The sequence below is a fragment of the Leifsonia sp. KNZ13-11D genome, from assembly GCF_056754895.1.
The window spans coordinates 2889674-2906378 of record NZ_JBPGWU010000001.1 but is presented as its reverse complement, the minus strand read 5'-3'; the positions used below and the strand labels follow the sequence as shown (position 1 = coordinate 2906378).

13 protein-coding genes are annotated in these 16705 nt (G+C 70.8%); 4 read left to right on the top strand and 9 right to left on the bottom strand.

What is annotated here, in order from left to right; translation table 11 throughout:
* Positions 1–8 precede the first annotated feature (8 nt).
* The 4 genes from ACR9Y5_RS14335 to rfbB all read right to left on the bottom strand — a co-directional run bounded on the left by ACR9Y5_RS14335 (position 9) and on the right by rfbB (position 5650).
* Positions 9–1154, bottom strand: coding sequence for a glycosyltransferase family 4 protein (locus tag ACR9Y5_RS14335; RefSeq protein WP_481298571.1), 1146 nt, complete (start codon positions 1152–1154; stop codon positions 9–11).
* 89 nt (positions 1155–1243) lie between these two features.
* Entirely contained in the window at positions 1244–3676 is a 2433-nt protein-coding gene (locus tag ACR9Y5_RS14330) for a cell wall-binding repeat-containing protein (protein WP_481298570.1), read from the bottom strand.
* 136 nt (positions 3677–3812) lie between these two features.
* Positions 3813–4661 carry a dTDP-4-dehydrorhamnose reductase gene (gene rfbD, locus ACR9Y5_RS14325; RefSeq protein ID WP_481298569.1) on the bottom strand — a complete coding sequence of 283 codons (849 nt, stop codon included), beginning with the start codon at positions 4659–4661 and terminating at the stop codon, positions 3813–3815.
* A complete protein-coding gene (gene rfbB, locus ACR9Y5_RS14320; protein WP_481298568.1) occupies positions 4661–5650 on the bottom strand; it encodes a dTDP-glucose 4,6-dehydratase in 990 nt (329 codons plus the stop codon). Before rfbB ends, rfbD begins: the two co-directional genes overlap by 1 nt.
* A 109-nt stretch (positions 5651–5759) precedes the next feature.
* On the opposite strand from rfbB, the gene ACR9Y5_RS14315 reads away from it, so the two are divergent.
* The 4 genes from ACR9Y5_RS14315 to ACR9Y5_RS14300 all read left to right on the top strand — a co-directional run bounded on the left by ACR9Y5_RS14315 (position 5760) and on the right by ACR9Y5_RS14300 (position 11335).
* Positions 5760–7655 (top strand): cell wall-binding repeat-containing protein, encoded by a 1896-nt coding sequence (locus ACR9Y5_RS14315; RefSeq protein WP_481298567.1) that lies wholly within the window; start codon positions 5760–5762, stop codon positions 7653–7655.
* Positions 7656–7664: 9 nt separating this feature from the next.
* Entirely contained in the window at positions 7665–8288 is a 624-nt protein-coding gene (locus ACR9Y5_RS14310) for a dTDP-4-dehydrorhamnose 3,5-epimerase family protein (protein ID WP_481298566.1), read from the top strand.
* 3 nt (positions 8289–8291) lie between these two features.
* Positions 8292–9158, top strand: coding sequence for a glucose-1-phosphate thymidylyltransferase RfbA (gene rfbA / locus ACR9Y5_RS14305; RefSeq protein WP_481298565.1), 867 nt, complete (start codon positions 8292–8294; stop codon positions 9156–9158).
* A gap of 116 nt (positions 9159–9274) precedes the next feature.
* Positions 9275–11335 carry a cell wall-binding repeat-containing protein gene (locus ACR9Y5_RS14300; protein ID WP_481298564.1) on the top strand — a complete coding sequence of 687 codons (2061 nt, stop codon included), beginning with the start codon at positions 9275–9277 and terminating at the stop codon, positions 11333–11335.
* A gap of 5 nt (positions 11336–11340) precedes the next feature.
* On the opposite strand, the gene ACR9Y5_RS14295 is transcribed toward ACR9Y5_RS14300, so the two are convergent.
* The 5 genes from ACR9Y5_RS14295 to ACR9Y5_RS14275 all read right to left on the bottom strand — a co-directional run bounded on the left by ACR9Y5_RS14295 (position 11341) and on the right by ACR9Y5_RS14275 (position 16622).
* Entirely contained in the window at positions 11341–12138 is a 798-nt protein-coding gene (locus tag ACR9Y5_RS14295) for a glycosyltransferase family 2 protein (RefSeq protein ID WP_481298563.1), read from the bottom strand.
* Positions 12135–13007 carry a glycosyltransferase family 2 protein gene (locus ACR9Y5_RS14290; RefSeq protein WP_481298562.1) on the bottom strand — a complete coding sequence of 291 codons (873 nt, stop codon included), beginning with the start codon at positions 13005–13007 and terminating at the stop codon, positions 12135–12137. Before ACR9Y5_RS14290 ends, ACR9Y5_RS14295 begins: the two co-directional genes overlap by 4 nt.
* Positions 13004–14260, bottom strand: a complete 1257-nt coding sequence (locus ACR9Y5_RS14285; protein ID WP_481298561.1) for an ABC transporter ATP-binding protein — start codon at positions 14258–14260, stop codon at positions 13004–13006. Before ACR9Y5_RS14285 ends, ACR9Y5_RS14290 begins: the two co-directional genes overlap by 4 nt.
* 1 nt (position 14261) lies before the next feature.
* Positions 14262–15119, bottom strand: coding sequence for an ABC transporter permease (locus tag ACR9Y5_RS14280; RefSeq protein WP_481299589.1), 858 nt, complete (start codon positions 15117–15119; stop codon positions 14262–14264).
* Positions 15120–15194: 75 nt separating this feature from the next.
* Positions 15195–16622 (bottom strand): glycosyltransferase family 4 protein, encoded by a 1428-nt coding sequence (locus ACR9Y5_RS14275; protein WP_481298560.1) that lies wholly within the window; start codon positions 16620–16622, stop codon positions 15195–15197.
* Positions 16623–16705 lie beyond the last annotated feature (83 nt).

The following is a 16705-nucleotide window of genomic DNA, read 5'->3' as shown; positions in this document are numbered from 1 at the left end:
GCCCGGGATCAGAGGTCGGCGTGGAGCTGCCAGACGCGTTCGGCGGAGTCCCGCCAGCTGAACGCTCGGGCGCGATCCGAGGCTAGCACGCGCAGGCGGGCGCTCAGTTCGGCGTCGTCGAGCACCCGCGCGATGGCCGCCGCGAGCCGCTCCGGATAGCCGGTGTCGCCGTCCGCGGTGGGGCGTTCGACCGCCAGGCCCGCTCCACCGGCCACCTCGACCAGGGCGGGGTCGTCGGAGTGGACGACCGGCAGCCCGAACTTGAACGCCTCCACGACCGGGAGTCCGAAACCCTCGGCGAGGCTCGGAAAGACGAAGAGCGTGGCGCGGTCGAGCACCACCGCGAAGTCGGGGTCGTCGAGCCGGCCCAGCGCGCGCACCCGGTCCTCGGGCAGTCCGGCGGCCGCCGCGACCCCGGAGGCGGATGCCTCCCCGAGACGGTCCCGCCCCACGATCAGCAGCGGGATCTCCTGCGCCTCGGGTCGCGCCACGGCCCGGATCAGGTCGGCGACGCCCTTGCGCGGCTCGATGGTGCCGAGCGTCAGCGCGTACCGCTCGGGGAGCCCGAGGCGCTCCGCCCGCTCGTCGGCGTCCTCCGGCAGGCGCAGGGTGGTGGCGGGCGCACCGCCGATCACCCGGATGCGGTCGCCGAAGTCGAACCGCTCGGCGAGCCGATCGGCGACGGCGTGAGTGGGCACGACGACGGCGTCCGCGAAGCGGCGGGCACGCCGTGTCATCGCCTTGGTCCAGGCGGTCGCGGTCTGCCCGAGCGCCGCCGGATGCGTCCAGGCGAGGGTGTCGTGGATGGTCACGGCGAGCTGCTGAGTGGCGTCACCGCGGTCGTGCCGGCGCAGCGGCGCGAGCAGGGTCGGCGCGTGCAGCATCCCGAGCGGTCCGCCGACGGTGAGGCCGGACTGCCAGGCGAGCGCGAGCTCGCGACGGCTCACCGAGAGGCGGGTCACCGTGGCGACGCCGGGCAGCCGACCGTTGACGCGGGCCAGCTGCTCCTCCGTCACCGCCGAGACGATGGCCTCCACATCGCAGCCGGCCGGAGCCGTCGCGATGAGCTGACGGGTGAGCTCCTCGGTGTAGCGGCGCGTCCCTCGCGGCTCGTCGCCGACGAGGTCGTCGACGATCACTCTGAGGGTGGTCATCCTGCTCCCGTCTCCACGCGCCGGCTCGTCCAGGTTCCTATGAAACCACGGCCCGCCCAGGAAGACCCTGGGCGCCGGCTCCGGAGCTGTCAGCAGGCGGGAAGGGATTGGAGACCCGGGCTCAGCACGGACGTGCCGCCGAGGAGGTAGACCATGCCGGTGTTCTGCGCGACCAGATCGCCGAGGACCGACCGCGGCACGCAGCTGCCGTTGGTGGTGAACAGCGGTGCGCCCTTGCTCGCCGCCAGCGCGGAGCCCGCCAGGGCGTCGGGGAACCCGAAGCCGCTGGCGAGGTAGGCGGTGCTGAACGTGGGGAAGGCGTTGCGCCCGACCGCCTCCGCCGTCTCGAAGCGGTCTCCGCCGTAGTACCGCGTGACCGTGCGGCCGTTCGCCGCGAGCCCCGAGGCGACGCCGGGCGTGACGACCGTCGGACCGCCGACCACCGTGACGGCTGTCGTGCCCTTCGCATCGAGGAACGCGGTCGTGCCGCCGTCGATCGCCGCCGCCCCGCCGTTCACGAGGAGGACCGGCGCGCCGTGCGCGCCCGCCGCCGCGCCCGCAGCGAGGGCGTCGGGGAAGTTGGTGCCCGTGGCGACGTACGCCGACGGGATGGAGGCTCCGAACGCGAGCGTGGCGAGCTGCTGGGACGTGTCGTAGCGGTCGACGCCGGCGACCCGCGACACGCTCGCGCCGAGTTGCTGCCCGACCTGCTGCAGGGCGTCCGAGACCGCGGTCGGGACGGCGTTGACCCCGCCGACGATGACGATCGTCTTCGGCTTCAGCGACACGATCTCGCTGCGGACGGCGTCCGAGAGCGTGTAGCCGACCAGCAGCAGTGGTCCGCCCTGCTTCGCGGCGGCGGGACCGGCGCTCAGCGCGTCCGGGTAGTTGAGCCCGGTCGCGACATAGACGACGTCCGCGGTGGTGGGGTACGCCTGCTGGGCGATCTGCACGCTGGTCGTGAAGCGGTCGGGACCCGCCACCCGCTGGGTCGGGATGGCCACGATCGACACCGGTCCGGAAGCGGCGGGGCCGAGCGAGTACGTGCCGTATGCGGCGCGGACGGTGTAGGTCGTGTCGCCGGTGGGCGCCCCCATCAGCGAGATCGACCAGGTGCCGTTCGCGACGCTCGCAACGCGCGCCGTCGTCTCGTTCGCGAGCTGGAGGCGCACGGTCGTCCCGGGCGTCGCACCGCTGATCGTGCCCGAGATCACCCCGTCCTGCATGACGCGGTTCGTCGCGGGCAGCGAGGTGACGGCGACGGTCGCCGACACGGAGACCGCGGGCTCCCAGGTGGAGGCGTAGCGCGACGTCACACTGGAGCCCCCCGTCGACGACACCATCGGGTAGAACGCGGTGTAGTAGTCGGGATCGGAGCAGGCCAGGTCCGGGCCGGCGGAGACGAGACCGACGGCCGCGTTCCCGGTGAGGGCGGCTCCGCCGCTGTCGCCGTGATCCGCGCACGTCGATGCGATGATCGAGTTCACGGTGTGCGTACCCTGCTCGTCCTGGACGTTGACCGTGGTGTCGGTGTCGAGGACCGTGCCGCAGGTCCATCCCGTGGTCGACCCGCTCTTGCAGAGCGGCGCACCGACCACGGCTGCCGCGACACTAGTCACGGCGGTGGGCGGCGTCGCGGTCGGCGCTCCGGCCCCGCCTCCCCACGTGAGGGCGGACGGCTGCGAGGAGTGGCCGGCCGTAAGCGACATGAGGGACGAGTCGCCGTTGTTCCCGAACTGGACGGCGCTCGGGATCCACGCCCCGAGCGCTCCTCCCAGTGTGCCGTCGGAGCCGGTGGTCACGTACGGGCCGCCGTTCATGGACAGTTCGTAGGTGGTGCTCGAGCCCGCCATGGCGCAGTGGCCCGCGGACAGCAGCTGAGGCGCTCCGCCGGCCAGGCCGAAGCCGGGGAATCCGGCCGAACAGCGGAAGTTCCCGGCCGTGGCCGGGATCAGATACGGCTGCCCGCCGTACACCTCGCCCGCGAGGGGGCGCAGCGTCAGCGGAGCCACATGACGCTGCGGAGCCGCGCCCACCACCGCGGTCGCCCCGGCCTGGCGGGCAAGGTCGGCGGTCCGCGCGTCGGAGGCGTAGACCGTCAGAGCGGTGCCGTCCAGCGTCGCGGCGACCCGTGCGCCGGTCCGCTCGCGCAGCGCGTCGACGAGGGCGTCGCCGTCCTGAGCAGCCGCGGCGCGCGCGAGGTATTCGGCCGGGGAGATGTCCAGGTCACGCTGGACGGCCTTCGCCAGCCCCGGCGCGAGCTTCGCCGCGGCTCCCGCGAACGCCCCGGCCGAGCGGCGCTGCACCTGCGGGAGGGCGGGCGGCGTCGCATCGGACGGCGAGGCGGTGCCGCTGTCGGCCGACGTCGCGGTCGACGCTGTAGCCGGCGCCGCGGCCGGCGCGGATACCGCCGGAAGCGTCGACCCGCGCCCGGGCCCGTCCGTCGCGGCGTAGGCGGGCGCTGGCGCGATGACGGCCATCGCCGCGGCGGCTGCCACGGCGAAAGTGAGTGCTCGGTTCACGGAAAGTCCCTCGTCGGCTGGCGAGGTCGGACCGGTGTCCTTCGATCCCCCGCATGGTCGGTGCTGCGAGTCAACCTAATGCCGCGGCGAGAGCCGCCACAAATCCCCCGATCAGGGTGTGGCCACTATGGAGGAGTTAAGCGAACAGTCCCGCGCGCGCGGCGTCGGACAGCGCCGCCCGCCAGGGACGCAGCGGTGCGAGTCCGGCCGCGGCCCAGGCGTCGTGGCCGAGCACCGAGTACGACGGGCGAGGCGCCGGGCGCGCGAACGTCGAGCTGTCGGTGGGCTTCACCCGCTCCGGGTCGAGTCCTGCCTCGGCGAAGACCGCGCGCGCGAACTCGAACCAGGTCGCCTGGCCGGAGTTCGTGCCGTGATAGATCCCGGCCGGCGCGGCGGAGTCGGCCAGTTCGATGATCCGGGCGGCGAGATCGCCCGTCCAGGTCGGCTGGCCGAGCTGGTCGTCGACCACGCTGACGGTCTCGTGGCTGTCCGCCAGCTTCACCATCGTCGTGGCGAAGTTCGGGCCGCCCGCGCCGTACAGCCAGGCCGTGCGGACCACGAAGGCGCCGGACGGATGCGCCGCGAGCGCGAGCTCCTCGCCCGCGGCCTTGGTGCGTCCGTAGGCGTTGATCGGATCGCGCGGTGTGTCCTCGGCGTAGGGAGAGGTGGCGTGGCCGTCGAACACGTAGTCGGTCGAGACGGTCACGAAGCGGGCGCCGTTCCGGGCGGCCGCGATCGCGAGGTTCTCGGTGCCGAGGGCGTTGATCGCGTAGGCGTCGTCCTCGTGCGTTTCGGCGTCGTCGACCTTCGTGTAGGCCGAAGCGTTGAGCACGATGTCGTGGCCGTCCACGGCCGCGAGGACGGCATCGCGGTCGGTGACGTCGAGGTCCGCCCGGGCGAGCGCCGTCACCTCACGTCCGGCGAGGGCCTTCTGCAGGTCCCGGCCGAGCATCCCGGCCGCGCCGGCGATCAGGTAGCGGGGCATCAGTTGTCGAGCGCTGCGCGGGCCTTCAGCGGCTCCCACCAGGCGCGGTTGTCGCGGTACCACTGCACGACGTCGGCAAGCCCCTGCTGGAACGGGACGAGCGGCTCGTATCCGAGCTCGGACCGGATCTTGGAGATGTCGACCGAGTAGCGGAGGTCGTGGCCGAGGCGGTCGGCGACACGGTCGACGTACGACCAGTCCTTGCCGGTCGCGTCGAGCAGCAGCTGCGTCAGCTCCTTGTTGGTGAGCTCCGTGCCGCCGCCGATGTTGTAGATCTCGCCGGCGCGGCCGTTCACCAGCACCATCGCGATGCCGCGGGTGTGGTCGTCGACGTGCAGCCAGTCGCGGATGTTGTTGCCCTCGCCGTAGAGGGGCACGTGCTTGTCGTCGATCAGGTTCGTGACGAACAGCGGGATGACCTTCTCGGGGAAGTGGTACGGCCCGTAGTTGTTCGAGCAGCGCGTGATCGAGAGGTTGAGGCCGTGCGTGCGGAAGTAGCTGCGGGCGAGCAGGTCGCTTCCGGCCTTCGACGCCGAGTAGGGCGAGTTCGGCTCGAGCGGGCGGTCCTCGGCCCAGGAGCCCTCGGCGATCGATCCGTAGACCTCGTCGGTGGAGACGTGCACGAAACGCTCGAGGTTGTTGCGCAGTGCCGCGTCGAGCAGCTGCTGGGTGCCGAGCACGTTCGTCTCGACGAAGATGGAGGCGTCGCGCACCGAGCGGTCGACGTGCGACTCCGCAGCGAAGTGCACCACCGCGTCCACGGTGGGGAAGAGCTCGTCGAGCAGTCCGCCGTCGCGGATGTCGCCCTTGACGAAGGTGTAGCGCGGGGAGTCGGCGACCGGCGCCAGGTTGGCCAGGTTGCCGGAGTACGTCAGCGCGTCGAGCACGACGACCTCGGCGCCCTCGAGGCCCGGGTACGCGTCCTGCAGGGTGCGGCGGACGAAGTTGGAGCCGATGAAACCGGCGCCGCCGGTGACGAGAATCTTCATGGGGGTGGGTGACCTGCCTCACGGAGTCTGTGGATTACCGGGCGAGTCTACCGGGTGAGGTCCGAAAGCTCTTGCTGAGGGACGAGAGGATCACGCTAGGCTTCCGAACATGGTCTTGGGGGGAATGCGGGCGAAGACCCGCGCACTGGTCACCGCCGTGCTCACGGTCGCGATCGCGGGGGCGGCGCTCGTCGCGACACCGGCGGCCGCCGACGACGGTTCAGCGGCCGACGCCTACTACGCCGCCGTCGCGAAGGCGACCGAGGGGCGTGTGCCGTCGGCGGAGCAGGAGAACGCGAACGTCGCCGCCGGTCTGGGGGCGGCGCCGGCCACCCGTTCCGGAGCGGTGACGCCGTTCTCGGCAGCCGACGCCGACCCGGCCGAGTTCTTCCCGGGCAACCTGGTGAGCGACGCGGTCTTCTACGACGGCACGGCGTGGAACGAGTCCCGGATCGCATCGTTCCTCGCCTCCAAGGTCGCGACCTGCACCGGCACCGCGCCCACGTGCCTGAAGTCGTACACGACCGCGACGACGACCAAGCCGGCGGATGCCATGTGCAACGGCTACACCGGCACCGGCTCCGAGAGCTCGGCGCACATCCTGGCCACGGTCGCGGTCTCGTGCGGGATCAACCCGGTGGTGCTCATCGTCCTGCTGCAGAAGGAGCAGGGGCTGGTGACCTCGAGCGCTCCGTCGCAGGGCGCCTACGACTACGCCACGGGGTGGAACTGCCCGGACACCTCCGAGGGGTGCAGCACGAACACGTCGGACACCACCGGCTTCTTCAACCAGGTCTACGGCGCGGCCTGGCAATTCAAGAGGTACGGCGTCGGGAACACGTTCGACTGGTTCCCGATCCGCCAGCTGAACAGCATCCGGTACAACACCGATCCCACCTGCGGTTCCGCTCAGGTCGCGCTGCAGAACAAGGCCACCGCCGCGCTGTACTACTACACGCCCTACACCCCGGACGCGGCATCGCTCGCCGCCTACCCGGGCGAGGGCGACGCCTGCTCCGCCTACGGCATCCGCAACTTCTGGATGCTGTTCAACGCCTGGTCGGACGGCCCTTCGACCGCGGGATCGGTGCCGACGCCGCAGCGCGTCGCCGGCGCCGACCGCTTCGAGACCGCTGCGGCGATCTCCCGGGCGGCCTTCCCGAACCCGGCGCCGGGCACCCTGACGGTGTTCGTGGCCTCGGGCCTCGACTTCCCCGACGCGCTCTCGGCCGCGCCGGCGGCCGCGGCCGCCGGTTCCCCGCTGCTGCTCACCATGCCCGGAGCGGTCCCGGCCCCGATCACGACGGAGCTCGCACGCCTCAAGCCGTCCCGCATCATCGTCGTGGGCGGCCCGGCGGTCATCCTGCAGCCGGTCCTCGACCAGCTGGCGGCGTACGCCCCCCAGGTCACCCGGATCTACGGCGGAACCAGATTCGATACGTCGCAGCAGATCGCAGCAGCCGTCTTCGGCGGCAGCACCGGGAACGCGACCGCCTACCTGGCCTCCGGCCTCGGGTTCCCCGACGCTCTGTCCGCGGGCGGCGCCGCGGGTGCGCACGATCAGCCCGTCCTGCTGGTGAACGGCGGCCTGGACGCCGCCGACGACGCCACGGTCGCGGCCCTGCACAACCTGCACGTGAGCACGGTCAAGCTCGTCGGCGGCACGGCGATCATCTCGTCGGGCTTCGAGAGCAGCCTGCGCTCGGCCGGCTTCACGGTCACCCGGCTGTCGGGAAGCGACCGCTTCGCGACGAGCACGGTGGTCAACCAGGAGGCGTTCCCGTCCGCGACGGCGTCGACCTACTTCGCGTCGGGGACCGCCTTTCCCGACGCCCTGGCCGGCGCGGCCTGGGCGGGCATGTCGGGAGGTCCGCTCCTGGTGACGCAGGCCGGCTGCATGTACGCCGGCTCGGCCGCTCTGGCATTGCGCTCGCAGAGCTTCGTCACCCTCGGCGGCGCGAATGCGCTCGGTGATCAGGTGGGTGGCCTTGTCGTCTGCCAGTAGACTCTCGGGGTGCAGATCCGAGAACTGAGCATCCCCGACTCGTACGAGATCACCCCGAAGCAGCACGCCGACGACCGCGGTGTGTTCCTGGAGTGGTACCGATTCGACCGGCTGGAGGAGACTGTGGGCCACCGCCTCGACCTGCGCCAGGCGAACACGTCCGTGTCCCGCCGCGGTTCGGTGCGGGGCATCCACTTCGCGGACATTCCGCCGAGCCAGGCGAAGTACGTGACGGCCACCCGGGGCGCCGTGCTCGACTATGTGATCGACATCCGCGTCGGCTCGCCGACGTACGGTCGGTGGGACTCCGTGCTGCTCGACGACACCGACCGTCGCGCGATCTACATCGCGGAGGGACTCGGCCACTGCTTCGTGGCGCTCACCGACGACGCGACGGTCAGCTACCTGGTGACCGACGTCTACAACCCGGGTCGTGAGCACGGCATCAACCCGCTCGACTCCGACATCGCGCTGCGTTTCCCCGACGAGGCGGGCGAGCTGCTGCTCTCGCCCAAGGACACCGAGGCGCCGTCGCTCGCGGAGGCGGCGGCCGCCGGCCTGCTGCCCACCTGGGACGCCGCACGCGCCTACTACGCGTCGCTCGACGCATCCACCGACGACGGAGGCAACTGACCGATGCGCGGCATCATCCTGGCCGGGGGCTCCGGTACCCGACTCTGGCCGATCACCAAGGGCATCTCGAAGCAGCTGATGCCGATCTACGACAAGCCGATGGTGTACTACCCGCTGTCGACGCTGATGATGGCCGGGATCGACGAGATCCTCATCATCACCACCCCGGAGTACAACGAGCAGTTCCGCGCGCTTCTGGGCGACGGCTCGCAGCTCGGCATCCGGATCGAGTACGCGGTGCAGGAGTCGCCCGACGGGCTCGCCCAGGCGTTCATCATCGGCGAGGAGTTCATCGGCGACGAGTCGGTCGCCCTGGTGCTCGGCGACAACATCTTCCACGGCACGGGCCTCGGTTCCTCGCTGCGCAACCACAGCTCGATCGAGGGGGCGCTGATCTTCGCCTACCAGGTGAGCAACCCCACCGCCTACGGCGTCGTCGAGTTCGACGACGGGTTCAAGGCCATCTCGATCGAGGAGAAGCCGGCGCGTCCGAAGTCGAAGTACGCGGTCCCCGGCCTCTACTTCTACGACAACTCCGTCGTCGAGATCGCGAAGACGATCGAGCCGAGCGCTCGCGGCGAGCTCGAGATCTCCACCGTCAACGAGCGCTACCTGGAGGCCGGCCGTCTCCAGGTGCAGGTGCTCGACCGCGGCACCGCGTGGCTCGACACCGGCACCTTCGAGTCCATGATGCAGGCGTCGGAGTACGTCCGCGTGATCGAGGACCGGCAGGGCTTCAAGGTCGGCTGCATCGAGGAGATCGCGTGGCGCGCCGGCTGGATCGATGACGCCCAGCTGGAAGCGCTGGCCGGTCCGCTGGTCAAGAGCGGCTACGGCAGCTACCTGCGCGCACTGCTCGAGCACGAGTGACGGAGCACGGGACGCCCAAGCGAGCATTGCTCGACAAAGCGGCGTTTCGTGAGAGAATTCGCAGGAATCCTGCGTCGCGACGCCATTTCGTTGCGTCCCACAACTAAGCTCGCGTTGTGACGCCCCCTCGCCACCGGTTCCGCCTGCTCACGGCCGCGCTCTCCGTGCTCGCCGTCGTCCTGGTGGGCTCCGTGACCGCGCCCGGGCCGGGCGCCCAGGCGGCCACCGCGTCGGACTTCCAGGCCGGGTACATCATCAGCGACTCGAACTTCTACAACGGCGCGGCCGCCGACGCAGGCGCCATCCAGGGGTTCCTGAACACTCAGGTCCCCACCTGCCGTGCCGGGTACACCTGCCTCAAGGACTACCGCGAGAGCACGTACTCGCGTGCAGGGGACGCGATGTGCGGGCCGTACACCGGCGCCGCGGGCGAGACGGCGGCGGCCATCATCGCCAAGGTGGGCGCCGCCTGCGGGATCAGTCAGAAGGTCCTCCTGGTCCTGCTCGAGAAGGAGCAGAGCCTGGTGACCGACACCTGGCCGACCGCGGGTCAGTACCAGAAGGCGACGGGCTTCGCCTGCCCTGACACCGGGGCGTGCGACCCGCAGACCCTCGGCTTCTACAACCAGGTGTACAAGGCGGCCTGGCAGTTCAAACGCTACGGCAACCCGCCCGGCACCTCCGACTACTTCAGCTGGATCCCGGTCGGCCAGGTCAGCGCCATCCGCTACAGCCCGAACACGGCTTGCGGTTCCGGCAATGTGCTGGTGCGCAACCTCGCCACCGCCGCGCTGTACTACTACACCCCGTACCAGCCGAACGCCGCGGCCCTGGCCAACCTGTACGGGACGGGAGACAGCTGCTCGGCCTACGGAAACCGCAACTTCTGGCGGCTGTACACCGATTGGTTCGGCTCGACCACCTCCGGCGTGCCGCCGATCGGCAACTTCGAGTCGGCGAACCTCCAGCCGACGGTGTTCGCCGTCGGCGGGTGGGCGCTCGACCAGACGCTCATCTCCACGTCGATCTCCGTCCAGATCACGTGGAAGACGCCGGCGGGCACGTCGACGACGACCGTCCCGGCGAGCGGGAACCGTCCGGATGTCGCCGCCGCCTACCCGAACGCCGGCGCCGCTCACGGGTTCGCCGCCAGCATCCCGCGCACCGGCGACGGACAGTACACGGCCTGCGTCACGGCTCTGCCTGCACCCGGCAATCCGTCCGGTCCGACCGAGCTCGGCTGTCGCGCGCAGTTCTACTCCAGCGCGCTCGGCGGCGCGCCCGGCGCCTATCGCGTCTCGGGCTCGGACCGCTACGCGACCTCGGTGGCGGTCTCGCAGGCCGCCTATCCGACTCCGGGGGTGCCCGTCGTCTACGTCGCTTCCGGTCAGGGTTTTCCGGACGCGATCGCGGCGAGCGCCGCGGCCGCCGCGCAGAAGGGACCGCTCCTGCTCACCACCGGCGGCGACGTCCCGGCCGTCGTGCTCGCCGAGGTCAAGAGACTGGCGCCGGCGAAGATCGTCGTGGTCGGCGGGCCGAACGTCATCGCGGACGCCGTGCTGGCGAAGCTGGCGACGGTGCAGCCGAACGTGGTGCGCATCGCCGGGTTCGACCGTTTCGAGACATCACGGCAGCTGGCGAAGTACGCCTTCCCGGGTGCGACGGCCGCCTACTTCGCCGGGGGGCTGAACTTCCCGGATGCGCTGTCTGCGGCGGCGGCGGCGAGCGCTGGTGGCCAGCCCGTCCTCCTCGTCAGCGGGTTCGGGCCGGCCGACGCCGCGACCGCCCAATTCGTCTCCACGGCGAAGCTGACGTCGGCGACCGTCGTCGGCGGCTCCGCCGTCGTCTCCCCGACTTTCGACACGTCGCTGCGGGCGGCCGGGGTCACGGTCACCCGCGTGGGCGGCACGGATCGCTACGACACGAGTCACCTCGTGAACAGCCAGCGGTTCTCCTCGGCGGGGACCGTCTTCGTCGCCTCGGGCATCGACTTCCCGGACGCCCTGTCGGCCGCGGCGATGGCGGGGGCGGCCAAGGCGCCGCTCTACCTCTCGCCGAGCTGGTGCCTCCCTCGCTCGGTCGGTGACGACATCGTGAAGCTGAAGGCGTCGAAGGTCTACTTCATCGGCGGCCCGGCGGCCCTGACCGGCGCCGTGACCGGCTACATCGCCTGCTGAGCCGCTTAGCGGCTGTCGTCGAGTCGCAGATAGCGGTAGAACTCCGCTTTGCGCTCGGCGAGCGTGTGGTGCTGGTTGGTCTCGTCGAGCACGAACTCCACGGGGGTGTCGACCTTGCGCAGCACCCAGCCGCGCTTGCGGGCGTAGCCGCACATCCAGATGTCTTCGAGGAAGGCGAAGTACCGCGGCAGCTCCGTGAAGAACGACAGGTCGGAGACGATGCCGAGATCGCAGACGCAGCCCCCGGTCCCGACGTAACTCACGCGGTCGCCGGGCTCGGCCGGCGTGCGCGCCCAGTACTCGCCCTCCATCGTCCACGCCCAGTAGCCGGCGATGGTGCGCGGCTCCCAGGCGTCGAGGAGGTCGGCGAGGAAGTGGTCGCTGACGTCCTGGTCGTCGTCGAGCATGACGAACGCGTCGCGCTCGCCGGCGACCCACAGCCGGCGCGCGACGAAGAAGCGGCCGAGACCGCCGACGTTCACGCCGCTCGACACCAGCGACACCGACGACAGGGCGCCGTGGGAGCGGTAGGCGGCGATGCGCTCGCGGTAGAACGCGTCGTCGGAGGGGTTGTTGTTCCACAGGACGAGGCGGACCCGGGTGCCCTGCTGCGCATCCAGCTGGGTGAGCACGGCGTCGATGCGCTCGCGGCGGTTCCACAGGCACATGATGACGGCCACGCCCTCCGGCTCGCCGTCGCGCAGCAGCTCCCGCATGCGGAAGCGGCCCGCCCGGTAGCGGCGCATCGCCAGCCGCCAGCGGACCGCCGACACGGCGCGACGGGCGAAGGAGGCGGCGCTCACCGGGACACCCACCAGAGCCGGCCCCAGAGGCCGAGGCGCACGGCCAGCCGGAGCGGCGCGAAGTACCAGGCGGAGTACTTGCGCGAAAGGTACCGGTAGGCGCTGTCGTGGTGCGCCTGCTCCATCCGCTTGCGCTCCCGCGACGTCGAGTGCGCGCCGGTGTGGGTGACGACGGCCTCGGGCACGTACACGTTGCGCCACCCGGCCTTCCCGAGGCGGTCGCCCAGGTCGACGTCCTCGAAGTACATGAAGTAGCCTGGATCGAACCCGCCCAGCCGGCGGTACGCGTCTCCCCGGATGAGCAGGCAGGCGCCGGAGAGCCAGCCGGCGTCGCGGCGGGTCTCGGTCTCGCGCTCGGCGCGATAGCGGACCGTCCACGGGTTGGTGGGCCAGATCCTGCCGAAGAGCGCGTGGGCGACACCGGTGCGGAGCGAGGGCAGGCGACGGGCGGACGGGTAGACGGTCCCGTCGGCGTCGAGGATCTTCGGGCCGAGCGAGCCGGCCTGGGGCAGCTCCTCGGCGGCGGCCACCAGCGCGTCCACCGCGCCGGGGCTGAAGATCACGTCGGGGTTCGCGACCAGGATGTAGTCCGGCTCGGCCGAGGCGAAGTCGACGGCGCCGCGCACCCCGCCGCCGTACCCCTCGTTCGCCGGCAGCTCCACGAACCGGTACCCGGCGGCGCGCACGGCCGCACCCACGACGTCCGCCTCGGCGGACGCGTTGTCGGCCACCACCACTTCGTCGATCCGCCCCGCCGTCGCGAGCGACGACAGGAACGGCCCGATCGTGTCGGCGGAGTTGTACGTCACCGTCACCGCGAGCACTCGCGGGGTGGCGCGCCGAGCGTCGCCGGTGCGGTCGCCCGTCACGCCGTCGGCTCGACGACCTCGGGGACGGAGTGCACCGTCCCGACCGCGAGCGGGTAGTACGGCACATCGAACGAGCAGGCCTGAGGCATGTCCGACAGGTGCTGGCCGGCGCGTGCCATCAGGGAGGCGTTCACGAAGTACTTGCCCGCCCCGAACCGCGCGTCGCGGAGGAGGAACGCGACTGTGCGGCGCTCCTTCAGCCGGGACATGTCCACGCCGATGCGCGCCGTGGTCGTGCCGTACACGGGCTGACCGAGCGTGTTGTCGATCTGGATGGCGCACATCCAGTCGTCGATGCCCCGGTCGTGCTCGAGGGTGACCTCGATGCGCAGGTCGTCGCCCGGTTGCACGGGCTCGCCCGGCTCGCGCCCGTCGGCCCAGGCCTGCGCCCCGATGACGCGGCCGTGCTCGGCCACCGCCTCGCCGTGCTTGGAGACCTGTACGGCCGCCTCCGCCTCCGCCTCGAGCACGCGGCGGTCCTCGAGGATGTTGCGGAACTCGGTGACCGCGCCGCCCGGCTCGCCGTCGTACACGACCTCGCCCCTGTTGAGGAGGATCGCCCGGTCGGCGAGCTCGGTGACCTGGCCGAGGTTGTGGGTCACGAGGATGATGGTGCGGCCCTCCTGCTGGAAGGACCGGATCTTGTCGAGGCACTTGCGCTGGAACGCCTCGTCGCCCACCGCGAGGACCTCGTCGACCAGCAGAAGGTCGGGGTCGGTGTGCACCGCGACCGCGAAGGCGAGCCGCACGTACATGCCGGACGAGTAGAACTTGACCTGCGTGTCGATGAAGTCGCCGATGCCGGAGAAGCTGAGGATCTCGTCGAAGCGCTCCTCGGTCTCCTCGCGGGTGAGCCCGAGGATCGAGGCGTTGAGGTAGACGTTCTCGCGGCCGGTGAGGTCGGGGTGGAACCCGGCCCCGAGCTCCAGCAGGGCGGCGATCCGGCCACGGCGGGCGACGCTGCCGGAGGTCGGGTCGATGATGCCGCCGATGACCTTCAGCAGGGTGCTCTTGCCCGAGCCGTTGTGACCGATGAGCGCCACGGTGTGGCCGGCCTGGATGTTCACGGAGACGCCGCGGAGCGCCCAGAACTCCTCGCGGTGCTCGCGCCCGCGCCCGAAGGCGACCAGCCGCTCCTTCAGCGAGTTGTCCTTGCGGATCACGAAGCGCTTGGAGACGTCCGTCACCCGGACGATCTCGGGAGTCTCGTCCTCGGCCGCCGCCGGAGCTGCCGTCGTCGTATCGGTCGTCATCTCACACCACCTGCGCGAAGTTGCCCTGCAGACGCGAGAACACGCGCTGGAACCCGAACAGGAGGACGATGCCGATCACGAACGCGATGCCCATCCGGAGCAGGAGGAAGTCGGGGTACTCTGCGGTTCCCTGACCGGCGACCCACATCGCCTTCTGGAAGCCGAGCACCGAGAGGGTGATCGGATTGTCGGTGTAGATGTCGAGCCAGATGCCGTGGCCGAGCGCGTCGGCGACCATCGACCACGAGTACACGATGGGCGAGGCCCACAGCAGGAGCAGGAGGACGACCTCGACGAGGTACTGGATGTCGCGCAGGTACACGTTCACCGCGGCCAGCATGAGCCCGAACGCCGTGCCGTAGAGCACCAGGAGCAGCACGGAGGGGATCAGATACCAGGTCTGGACCTGGAACGGCGGCTTGCCGACCACGAAGGTGGCGACCAGCAGGATCGCGAACTGGATGATGAAGTTGAACATCGCCGAGCCGACGCTCGCGAGCGGGAAGATCTCCCGCGGGAGGTAGATCTTCTTGATCAGCCCCGCGTTGCCGACGATGGACGCGGTCGTGCCGCCGATGATCTCGCTGAACAGGCCGTACGCCGTCAGCCCGGTGAAGACGTAGATGGCGAAGTCCGGGATGCCGTGCTCGGCGCCCAGGATCTTGCCGATGACGATCGCGTAGATCAGCAGCTGGGTGAGCGGCCGGACCAGCGTCCAGACGAAGCCGAGGACGCTGTCCTTGTAGCGGGACTTGAGGTCGCGGCGGACGAGCAGCGAGAGCAGCTCGCGGTGGCGGAAGATGTCCCGCAGCGCGGCCCAGGTGCCGCTGGATTTGTCGTCGCCGCTGACCGTCACCATCCGCTCTTGCGCGAGCGCACGATATCGATCCAGTGCAGTCATTCAGTCGTCAATCTGTGTCGGGCGTTCGATGGATTATAGCTTGCGGCGCCGGGCGGCCAGCCAGTTGGAGGCGGCGCGCAGCGGCCGGGTGAGCCGCCAGGAGGAGCTGCTCTCGAGGCCGCGGATGCGCGTGTGGAGGTCGTTCGTCACGCGGGTGCGCTCCGAGACGATCCCGGCGATGCGATCCGGCGCAGGGGCCGGGTCGGAGCAGAAGGCGACGAGCGGACGGAGCGTGTGCTCCCAGGTGTGCCGGCTCGCGTAGGCCGCGATGTTCGCCGCGATCCGCTCCCGGGCGTCCGTGTCGTAGAGCAGCTCCTCGATCGCGGTGGCGAGGGCCTGGACGTCCTCCGGGGGCACCACGCGTCCGAGCTCGTGCTCGCGGATGATGTCGGCGAACGTGTCCCCGTCGGTGCTGATGATGGGCAGCGACGCCCAGAGGTAGTCGAGGATACGGGTCCGGAAGCTGAACGCCGTCTCCAGGTGCTCGTAGTGGGTGCTGACGCCGAGGTCGGCGTCGAGCAGGAAGTCCGCGCGGTCGGTATAGGGGACCCACGAGTCGTTGAAGAACACCGCCTCGCCGGTGAGGCCGAGCTCGTCGGCGCGCTCGCGGGCCTGGACAGCCATCCGCATGGTGGGGATGTTGGGGTTCGGATGCACGGCGCCGAGGAAGAACAGGCGCAGATCCGGGTGGGCCTCACGCGCGAGCGCGACCGCCTCGATGAGGGTCAGCGGGTCGAACCAGTTGTAGATGCCGCCGCCCCAGACGATCACCTTGTCGTTCGGGCCGATGCCCGGGACGGTGCCCTTGATGCCGTGCTTCTTCTGCACGGGCGGCTCGTTCTGGACGCCGAACGGCGCGACGTCCAGCAGCGAGCGCAGGCTGGGGTCGCGGTCGTAGGTTGCGGGGTTGATGCGCGCCAGCCCGGCGAGCTGACCCAGCCAGAAGTCGCGCTGCTTCTCGGAGGCGCAGACGAGGAAGTCGGCGCGCTCGAGCTGGTCGTTGAGCACCTCGACGGTGTCGATGGCGACGGCGAGCCGGTCCTCCGGCGGGAAGTCCTTGCCCTGCTCCAGCTGCTCCAGGTGCATCGGGTCGTAGATGTCGGCGACGATGAGCGTGTCCGTCGCCTTGATCCAGGGGTGGCTGCGCAGGATGTGGCCCTGGAAGACGAGCACGTCGGCCCAGTCGACGTGGGTGCGCAGGGCGGCGTCGTCCGCGAATCCGACGTGGAAGCGGTCGGCGGTGATGTCGGACACGCGGTTGGTGGAGATCAGCCGCACGTCGCCGACGGCGCTGAGCGCCTGGGCGATCTCCCAGGCCCGGATCGCGGGACCGGCCATCAGCTCGCCCAAGGTGTCCGGCGTCACGACGAGGATGCGGCGCCGCGCGGCCGTGTCCGCCCGGCCCGTCGCCGGGCTGGTGGCGGCCTCGCTCGTGCCGGTGCTCGAGTCGGTCGTCGGCATGGTGCTCCTTGCTGCTAGTCGGAGCGGGACGGCCCTCCAGCGGTCCGGGCTTGACCGAAGGGAGGCGACACCGCGGGGAGGCC

What these genes read in the sequence shown, in the direction of transcription:
- ACR9Y5_RS14315 (WP_481298567.1), top strand. Translation starts at nt 5,760, where the DNA reads ATGGTCTTGGGGGGAATGCGGGCGAAGACCCGCGCACTGGTCACCGCC.
- ACR9Y5_RS14285 (WP_481298561.1), bottom strand. Translation starts at nt 14,260, where the DNA reads ATGACGACCGATACGACGACGGCAGCTCCGGCGGCGGCCGAGGACGAG.
- rfbB (WP_481298568.1), bottom strand. Translation starts at nt 5,650, where the DNA reads ATGAAGATTCTCGTCACCGGCGGCGCCGGTTTCATCGGCTCCAACTTC.
- ACR9Y5_RS14335 (WP_481298571.1), bottom strand. Translation starts at nt 1,154, where the DNA reads ATGACCACCCTCAGAGTGATCGTCGACGACCTCGTCGGCGACGAGCCG.
- rfbA (WP_481298565.1), top strand. Translation starts at nt 8,292, where the DNA reads ATGCGCGGCATCATCCTGGCCGGGGGCTCCGGTACCCGACTCTGGCCG.
- ACR9Y5_RS14275 (WP_481298560.1), bottom strand. Translation starts at nt 16,622, where the DNA reads ATGCCGACGACCGACTCGAGCACCGGCACGAGCGAGGCCGCCACCAGC.
- rfbD (WP_481298569.1), bottom strand. Translation starts at nt 4,661, where the DNA reads ATGCCCCGCTACCTGATCGCCGGCGCGGCCGGGATGCTCGGCCGGGAC.
- ACR9Y5_RS14280 (WP_481299589.1), bottom strand. Translation starts at nt 15,119, where the DNA reads ATGGTGACGGTCAGCGGCGACGACAAATCCAGCGGCACCTGGGCCGCG.